This is a genomic window from Terriglobus sp. YAF25 (assembly GCF_052113305.1).
Taxonomy (GTDB): domain Bacteria; phylum Acidobacteriota; class Terriglobia; order Terriglobales; family Acidobacteriaceae; genus Terriglobus.
In genome coordinates this window covers 1-9,174 of sequence record NZ_JBFRCY010000471.1, presented here as the reverse complement: position 1 = coordinate 9,174, position 9,174 = coordinate 1, and the positions used below count along the sequence as shown (strand labels likewise).

At 57.3% G+C, this 9,174-nt stretch carries 5 protein-coding genes and 1 pseudogene; 3 read left to right on the top strand and 3 right to left on the bottom strand.

Annotation, left to right across the window (positions count from 1 at the left end; all coding sequences use genetic code 11):
- Nucleotides 1-969, bottom strand: a pseudogene (locus tag AB4043_RS18185) (glycoside hydrolase family 18 protein); the annotation flags it as partial.
- Nucleotides 970-974: 5 nt separating this feature from the next.
- Nucleotides 975-4,127, bottom strand: a complete 3,153-nt coding sequence (locus AB4043_RS18180) for a carboxypeptidase regulatory-like domain-containing protein (protein ID WP_442307706.1) — start codon at nucleotides 4,125-4,127, stop codon at nucleotides 975-977.
- Between the two features lie 327 nt (nucleotides 4,128-4,454).
- On the opposite strand from AB4043_RS18180, the gene AB4043_RS18175 reads away from it, so the two are divergent.
- From AB4043_RS18175 to AB4043_RS18165, 3 genes are all read left to right on the top strand, one after another.
- A complete protein-coding gene (locus AB4043_RS18175; RefSeq protein WP_442307705.1) occupies nucleotides 4,455-5,516 on the top strand; it encodes a Gfo/Idh/MocA family protein in 1,062 nt (353 codons plus the stop codon).
- An 8-nt stretch (nucleotides 5,517-5,524) separates the two neighbouring features.
- The gene (locus AB4043_RS18170) at nucleotides 5,525-6,358 is read left to right on the top strand and encodes a sugar phosphate isomerase/epimerase family protein (RefSeq protein ID WP_442301328.1); all 834 of its coding nucleotides are present in this window, start codon (nucleotides 5,525-5,527) and stop codon (nucleotides 6,356-6,358) included.
- A 129-nt stretch (nucleotides 6,359-6,487) separates the two neighbouring features.
- Entirely contained in the window at nucleotides 6,488-7,813 is a 1,326-nt protein-coding gene (locus AB4043_RS18165) for a Gfo/Idh/MocA family protein (protein WP_442301329.1), read from the top strand.
- A gap of 82 nt (nucleotides 7,814-7,895) precedes the next feature.
- Here AB4043_RS18165 and AB4043_RS18160 read toward each other — a convergent pair.
- The coding region (locus tag AB4043_RS18160; protein WP_442307704.1) for a DUF4861 family protein at nucleotides 7,896-9,174 on the bottom strand (1,279 nt) is incomplete at its 5' end.

Sequence of the window (9,174 nt, the reverse complement as noted above, 5' to 3'; positions counted from 1 at the left end):
GATCATCACTCCGCCAAGTCCATGTTTCGCAGCGTACGCCGCCTTGTAGCTGAGCGAGGCGGTGTCTTCAAAGGTGAAAAACGTATCCCCGTCGTACAGCCAGGGAGCGTGCGAGAGGCGATCACGGTAGAGGACGTATTTGCCCTTCATGCTCCGGATGCGGTGATAAGGATAGTCTTCGCTGCGGATACCTGGTCCATCCTGAAAGAGACCGTGATTGTCGCCCTCCGGAACCTTCCAGCCGTATCCGTAGAAGGGCATGCCCATCAGCAACATGTGTGCCGGGACACCGGCGGCGATGTAGTCGTTCATGCCGCGGTCGATGCTTCCGCCCGGATGTGCCGGATCGCGGAAGAGCGGTGCGATAAAGCCGGAGCGCTGCATCCAGGGACCGGCATAGTCATAGTACATGACGCCCACCTGGTCGAGGTAGGGAATGATGGATCGGAAATCGACCCCGCCGAGCATGCGCGGCGACGGACCGACCGCGATAGAAAGCCTCAATCCCGGTCGTACGGCGTTCATCTGTTCCCGGAATTCTCGTAGGAGCTCGTGGAAGTTTTCCGCGTCTTCCTGGTGAGGTGACTCCCAGTCGATGTCGAAGCCGTCGAAGAGGTCCGATACATTGATGCCTTCCGCGAAATGGCCGCGGATGAAGGTATCGATACAGGAGTGGACAAATTGTTTGCGGACCGCGGGTTGAGCATCCGCGGCGAAGTCAGCAGCTCGGCCTTCCAGAGAGATGAGCAGCTTCAGGTGCGGATACTTCCGCTTCAACTCCTGTATCTGGTGGAAGTAGCCATGGAAATGCGATGCAGGATCATCAGCGATGCCATCGACGCTGTTTGCGGCGTTGAAAACCGTATTCAGGTCGGCATTGGGATCAGCGACGGAGCAGTGACCCTCTTTGACGAAGCCCTGTGCATAATTGATCTGATCCAGCAGCCTGGCGCTGCCACTCTGATCAAGGGCTTTTACGGAATAAGGTGTATCGGCATAAAGCTGCCACTGAGGAAAGTAGCCGACGACGAGGGGCCTCTGCCGTGTGACCGAATCAGACGTGGCTGATACGAGGGAAGTGTCGAGGTGAGAGCTCCCAGGGTCGTTGTGGAACCGAGCCCGGTAACAGGGTTGCTGAAGTTGGCCTGGTTGGCGATGTTGAATGCCTCGGCACGGAACTGCAGGTGAGTTTCACGATAGACCGCGAACTCTTTGAACAGCGACATATCCCAGTGCCGGAAGTGCGGTCCGTGATATGGGTTACGGCGTTCATTGCCTACGTCGCCCGCGCTCTGGGCAGAGAAAGCGGAAGCCCGGAAGAACTGCATGGCTCCCGAGAAGATGGGGGTGATGTTCTGGAAGGGGTCTCCATTGACATTCGGCCGGTCAGCCGAACCACCGGGGCTGGTGCCGCTGACATTGGTCGAGTTAAGAACGGTGAACGTCATACCAGTTGACCAGAGATAGAGGACGTTTGTACGCCATCCGCCGAGAAGCGCGCCACGAAGTCCGTGCGCTCCTTTGCCGAAGGGCAATGCATAGTTACCCGTAACGACAATGCGGTTGCGCACATCGAGATCGCCATTGCCATAGTCATCGAACTTCTGTGTCGCCAACACCTGGCCGACGCCGTTTCCGCTCTGTCCATTGATGTTTGGAGCGTTATCGAGCAGATGAGCCCAGGTCGTGTTGACGTTGAAGCCGAGGCCATTGTGGAAGCGGCGCTCGATGACAGCCTGCAGAGAGTGGTAGGACGAAGCGCCCGTGGCATAGCTACGGGTAATCGTCGTGACTCCCGGCAATACCGAGTAGTAACGGCGCAACGTTTGTGAGCCGTTCTTGTTTCCCAGCGGTGCACGGTTGATGTCGAATCCGGTGGAAAGATGGCGGCCCAACTGCCCGACGTAGGAGACGGTCAAGGTATTGCCCTTGAAGTCTTTCTGCGCCGTGAGGTTGAACTGTTCCAGGTATCCGGAGCGGAAGTTGTAGTCAACAGTTGCAGGGATAGAGCCGACGAGTGCCGATTGGGCGGTGCTCGGGTTCTGGTTTGGCGATGGCATGCCTTGATTGAACCGAGTAAAGGCTGTACCGCAACCGCTGGTTCCGTTCGCTGCCTGAACGGAGGAGCAGTTGCCATAGATCGCGATGTTCGGTGGGTTTTTCAGGTTTACCGGAGACATGGTATAGATGTCGTAACGAACACCGAGATTGAGGGTAAGGTTTTGACGTACGTGCCAGTCATCCTGGACATATACGCTTGGCTCCCAGGTCAGGTACGTAGGCGGATACAGGTTGTTGTTGCGTGTAGCCGCCGAGAAGATACCCATCAGCAAGCCAGGAGCGCCCATACGGAAGGTCCAACTGCCTTCGCCCTGGTTGTCCTGCAGGTTTAGCGCGATACGGCGGATGCCCGCGGCGCCAAAACGGAAGCTGTGGTTCCCGCGGTTATAGAAGATATTTCCATTGAGCTGATAGCTGTTGTCCTTGTTCTGCAGCGGCACGAAGTTGCTGCCGCCTCCAAGGCCTGTTAGCCCCGTAGGCAACGCGACCGCAAGGCCTGAGGTCAGTTGACTGATATTGACATTCGGCTGGCCGAGCTTGGTGTTCGGGTTGACGCCATAGTTCAGCGGATACGATGCGTTGTTGATATGGGTCCACGCCGCGCCGACATTCATCAGCATGTTTGAGGTAAAGGTATGCGTGTAGATCACCGCGGTGTTGCGTGCGATCTGTGGAGCAGATCCGAATCCATTGCCGGTCTGTGGATCGATGGCGAATCCATTCACGCTGGAGATGGGAAGTGATCCAGGTGAAAATGTGAAGATGTCGTTGACGATGTACTTAGCGAAGATCTGGTTGTTGGTGTCGAAGTGATAGTCGACACGAACGTCGTACACCGTAGAGTACTGTTGCTGGTTTCGCGTTCCGACGTATCCGTTTTTACCCGTGTTCGGTGAGGGATAAAGTTTGAAATAAGCGAGTCCAACCGGGTCAATGTAGCTGCTCGGAACAATGTTGCCCGCGATAGGACTGCGAAGATAACCAGGTGACGCCGGGTTTGGATCGTAGACGCAGCCAGTGGTGTGCGACTGCGTCGGATCGACCACGGTGGCCGCGATGGTGGCGCATCCCGACGCCGGGATTGCATCGGAGAAATCTCCAGGGTGCGCGAGTTCGTAGGCGGTAGGAACCGTCAGGTTACTCGGCAGGCCTCCCTTGATCAGACGGAAGAACTCCGCATCGCCATGGAAGAAGGCCTTGTCTTTGAAGATCGGCCCACCAAGGCTGCCGCCGAACTGGTTCTGCCGCAGTCGTGGCTTCGCAGCCTGAGCTCCGAACTGATAAGCGTAGGCGTTCAGCTTGTCATTGCGGAAGAACTCATACAGCGAGCCATGAAAGTTGTTGGTGCCGCTCTTGGTGATGACGTTGATCAAACCGCCGCCTGCTCTGCCGCCGTCAGACGAAAAGCTGTTGGTCAGAATGCGTACTTCCTGAATGGAATCGATCGACGGACGTACGCCAATCGTGCCGATGACACGTTCGTTGTTGTCGAGGCCGTCGACGAGCTGGTCGTTCAGAACCTCAGACTGACCATTGATGGAGATCGAAGACGAAGGGCGGCGGTCATCCGGACGATTGCCGCTGTTGATGCTGTTCGGTGCGCCCTCGGTCGCTCCTGGCATGACTTGTACGAGGTTGATGAAGTTGCGGCCGTTCAGAGGCAGATCCTGTACGGCGCGCTCTGTCACGTTGCCTCCGACAGAGGACGCATCCGTCTGCAGGATCGGTGCGGCGGTAGTGATTTCCACGGTTTCATTGACGGCGCCGACAACCAGCGCCGCGTCAGCGCGCCGGCGATCACCTGCGGCTACTGTGACGTTCTGGATGCTGATGGTTTGGAAGCCTTGCACCTTGATGCTGATGTTGTAGGTGCCGGGGATGAGGTTCGGAACGGTATAGGCGCCAGACTCCGTTGTTTTGGTGTCGACAGCGATGTTGGTCTGCGTGTTGGTTACGGTGACGTCCGCATTTCCAACGGCGGCTCCGGAAGGGTCAGAGACGGAGCCCACGATCGTAGCTGTTGTGTCCTGTGCGGTAGCCGTCGTCCCGGAGAAGACCACGATCACTGCCAAAAGCAGGGCGATCCAGTGGGTTAGTTTTTTTTGCGGAGAGAATAGAAACATCTATACGAGATACTTTGCAAGTAGATTTTTTATTGAAACGGTTCGGCGGCGCGTAACCCCTTTTATTTTTCGGCTATTGATTTATATAAAAATCAATTCAACCAAGGTGTGGGCTGGCGCGTCTTTGTCTGTGAGGTCCAACGGCAGGCGGGAATCTTTATACGGGCCAGAGATTGTTGTGACTTGCTACAATTCCGCCGACCCGATTTCTTCTTCCAAAGAGCAATCAAGACCCAATACTGAAATGCAATCAATGGAGATGTTTTTCCGATGAACGGATTCAATCGTAGGGATTTCTTTCGCACCGCTGGCGCCATGGGTATGATGGGCGGCCTCGCGGAGATGGGGCTGGCCGAGCCCCTCGGTGCCAGACCGATGGTGCACGAGACAGCGGCTCCGGCTGCCTGGGAAAACGACGCACCCAAGCACTCCATCAACTTCGCTGTATGCGGTATGAGCCACGACCACATCTATGGCATGGTGAACGCCATTACCCGTGGCGGCGGCAAACTGGTAGCGTTCTATGGCTCCGAGCCCAATAAGGTAGCGCGCTTCAAGAAGCAGTATCCGGATGCAAAGCAGGTGGAATCGGAAGATGCAATCCTGCACGACCCTTCCATCCAGCTGGTGATGAGCTCCGCCATTGCGAGCGAGCGTGCTCCGCTGGGCGTTCGTGCGATGAAGGCAGGCAAGGATTTCCTTTCCGATAAGCCCGGCATTACGACCCTGGAGCAGCTTGCGGCTGTTCGCAAGACCGTAAAGGAAACCAAGCGGATCTACGCCATCATGTACAGCGAACTGCTGGAAGTGAAGTCAGCGATCAAGGCTGGAGAGCTGGTGCGGCAAGGCGCCATCGGCCAGGTGATCCAGACGATCAATATCGCTCCCCATCAGATCGTGCAGGGCGGTGGCGGCGCCAATGGTGGCGCTGATCCGCGTCCTGACTGGTTCTGGGTTCCGGAGCAGTACGGCGGCATTCTGTGCGACATTGGCTCGCACCAGGTTGACCAGTTCCTGTACTACACCGGCAGCACCAGCGCGGAGATTGTAGAGTCTCAGATCTCCAACATCGCTCATCCGGAGCACCCGAAGTTCCAGGACTTCGGCGACATGGTGCTTCGCGGCAATAAGGGTTTTGGCTATGTTCGCTTGGATTGGTTCACCCCCGATGGCCTCGGCACCTGGGGCGATGGCCGCTTGTTCCTTCTGGGAACCAAGGGCTACATTGAGGTGCGTAAATACACCAATGTCGGCGTGAACAAGACCGGCAACAACCTATTCCTGGTGGATGGACAACAGCAGCGCTATGGTCAAGCTGACCTAAGGAGATAAGGATAAGAATGAAGTCGACACGTCGCGATGTTTTGAAGATGGGCAGTCTGGCGGCCGCGGGTCTCATGGCTCCGGGAATGGCAATGGCAGCAGGCCCCGCCCCCCTGAAATTGGGAATTGCAAGCTATACCTTCCGTAAGTTCAAGCCGGAAGAGTTGATCGGCTTTATGAAGCAGATCAAGACGCCGTATCTGAACCTGAAGGACGTCCACCTTCCCATGACGCCGGAAGGCGCCGCTGCCAAACAGGCGGAAGCATATCGTGCTGCAGGCCTCAAGCTTACGGGCGCGGGTACGATCTACTTCCCGAAGGACGAGGATGAAGATATCCGGCAGAAGTTCGAGTACGTAAAGGCCGCCGGTATCAAGCTGATTATTGGCTCGCCATCGCACGCTGCTCTGGAACGTGTCGAGAGCTTCGTGAAGAAGTACGACATCAGCCTCGCCATTCACAATCATGGCCCTGAGGATAAGGAGTGGCCGTCGCCGCACGACATCCTGAAGCTGATTGGAAAGATGGACAAGCGCGTCGGTTGCTGCGTTGACGTGGGCCATGCCATGCGCGCTGGCGACGATATTCCTGCAACCTTGCGTGAGGTTGGCCCGAGACTGCTCGACATGCATATGAAGGATCTGGCCGATGGGAAGAAGAAGGAGAGCCAGTGCGATGTGGGCGACGGTGTGATGCCGGTGCGTAAGATCTTCGAGACCCTGATCGCGATGAAGTACCAGGGTGATGTGGATCTGGAGTATGAGATCAACGGCGATAATCCGCTCCCGGGTGTGCTGAAGAGCTTTGCGTTTATGCGCAAGACCTTGAACGAGATGGGATACAGCGCCTAGCGCAATTCTCCTAATACTGTAGTGTTGGATAAATCAGTGAATGCCGTTTTCTTCGAAGGAAAACGGCGCAAACTGCAAACACTCCGCTCTACACCTTCAGGAGAACTGCTCCAGCGCAGGAGAGAAGTTATGCTTACACGTCGTGAATTTTCAAAATTAGTGACTACAGCCGCCGCGGGCGTTGCGGTGAGCTCCACAGCAAAAAGCTATGCTCGCGTGATCGGCGCGAACGAGCGGGTGAACTTTGGTGTGATCGGTCTGAACAGCCGTGCCTATGCCCACCTGTCGGCGCTGACCACCAACAAGGCAAACGCGGCCATTACCCACGTGGCCGACGTGGACTCGGTGATCCTGCAGAAATACGCCGGAGAGACAGAGAAGTCGATGGGAGCGGCTCCTAAGGCGGATAAGGACTTCCGCAAGCTGCTGGAATCGAAAGACGTAGACGCGATCACTATTGCGACCCCAGACCACTGGCACACACCGATTGCTATTTTGGGCATGCAGGCCGACAAGCACGTCTACGTTGAAAAGCCCTGCAGCCACAATCCGCACGAGGTCGAGCTCCTGGTTGCCGCGCAGAAGAAGATGGGCAAGCAGGTGCAGATGGGCAACCAGCAGCGTTCATCGCCGCACTCGATCGAGATCATCGACAAGATTCACAACGGCCTCATTGGACGCGCGTATTACGCCAAGGCCTGGTACTGCAATACACGTAAGACGATGGGGACGGGTAAGGTGGCCCCGGTGCCGGCGACCCTGGATTGGGATCTGTGGCAGGGACCGGCTCCGCGCCAGCAGTATAAGGACAACGTTCATCCTTACAACTGGCACTGGCTGCGTATCTATGGCACGGGCGAAACCCTGAATAACGGTACGCACGAAGTGGATGTTTGCCGCTGGGCGCTGCAGACCGTCTGGCCGCAACGCATCACCGCATCCGGTGGACGCTATCACTTCAAGGACGACTGGCAGTTCTACGACACCCTGGTGACCAGCTTCGAGTACGACGACAAGATGATCTCCTGGGAGAACATGAGCACGAACGGGATGCCTCTCTATAACCGTGATCGTGGCTCGGCCATTCACGGCACGGAAGGGACCGTCATCCTGGACCGCGATGGTTATGAGGTGCATGACCTGAAGGGCAAGCTTGTGAACGAGTACAAGATCCCCAAGGACAAGAAGACATCGAGCGCCGACCTGGTCGGACGCGACTCGATGACGGACCTGCACTTTGCCAACCTCATCGACGGTATCCGTACYGGAGCCAAACTGAATTCGCCGATCTGGGACGCCAGCACCTCGGTCGCGATTCTGCTGATGTCGAACATCGCGTGGGAGCTCAACCGCGAACTGAAGCTCGACACCAAGACCGGCGCCTTCGTCGATGATGCAGAAGCGACGAAGATGCGCAAGCGCGAGTACGAGAAGGGATGGGAGCCGCACATCTAAACAGTGTGGCTTCTTCGTGCAGCGCCAATAGAAAACGGCCCGCGAGTATCTCGCGGGCCGTTTTCTATTGGTTGCGGAAGCTTTAGCGCGCGAGCCAGCTTACCTTCACAGGGGCCTGCAGCCGCTTGGACTGGGTTGCGAGATAGCTGTTCCAGGTAGCGAAGTCAGGCATGTCATCCTGTGACCAGCCGGAGCCTGCGTAGTAGTCGATAGCAACGCCGGAACGGGCCGTAAAGAGCAGAAGAGCATCGCCGGGTGTCTTGCCCTGCATGGGTACATTTTCGTAGCGATAAGGCTGCTTGCCGGAAAGAATAATACCTGTAGCAAAACGTCCGGCTGATGCTGTTTGAGGTGTATCCCACACAGAGAGTGCGGCGCTTTCAGGCAGCTGCTTGATCTCGGTGTCCTTATGCGTACCCAGGCCTGCGGCTGCGGTGATGGTTCCACCTCCGTCGAAGGTAAAGGTCGAGCGCATATGGTTCAGGCGCGTGCCGGCGTCGAGCGTAACCCGCTTACTCTCGCTGACGGTCTTTGTCCCCGCAGGCCAGGGAGCGTACTCCAGGATGAAGTCGACACGGATGGGGCCGGTGGCCAGAATCTTCGAATGGGTGAAGTTCTTCGAATTCTCCAGCTTGCCATCAACCCAGATGCCAGTGCCGCCGCAACCGCGGGCGGGGCCAACCTCATAGGAGTCAAGACCATCCCCGTTATCGTGGTGATAGGACAGGGCAGGGTTGTGCGTGCGCTGGGCTTCCTYGTCGCGGGCATACCAGGCGGTGCTGACGAAGTTCGGCACGCGCTTGGACCAGACGTCGATGCCTGACGTGATCTCTCCGGTCGCCTGCAGCGCAGGGCCGTAAACGCGGTGAGCGACCAGGTTGTTCTCCCACACGAAGTCATCCATACGCTCGGGAACATCACGCGCCGTCACTCTGGAGGCCATTGCCGGGGCGTCCTCTTCTACAGCAAGATCGATGCCTGTGGCGGTTCCGGGAGCAACGTCGTCAAGGATCAGAAAGCGATCGGGTGCTCCGCCAGGAAGGGAAGCATAGACCTGGGTGAGAAGGCGCTTGCCGGTGAGACGGTCGCGTGCGACGAGCTTCGCGGGATCGATCGCGATATGGCGCTTGACCTCCGTGAGCGGTAGGTCGAGAACTTCATCACGACGAGCGTCGCTGGTGGGGTTGTTGATCTGGAGCACAGCATGCGTCTTGGCAGCCGGTGCATACCGCACCAGTTCAGAGCCGGCGAGGAGGAAGGCGCCTACGCCGTAGACGTAGCTGGAGGTGGCAGTGAACTGTCCGGGAGCTGCTCCGATGGGCTGAATCGCGCCCAGGCGGCCGCTCTCGAAGACATGCTTC

Coding starts and splice junctions, on each gene's coding strand:
- AB4043_RS18175 (WP_442307705.1), top strand. CDS start 4,455: ATGAACGGATTCAATCGTAGGGATTTCTTTCGCACCGCTGGCGCCATG.
- AB4043_RS18170 (WP_442301328.1), top strand. CDS start 5,525: ATGAAGTCGACACGTCGCGATGTTTTGAAGATGGGCAGTCTGGCGGCC.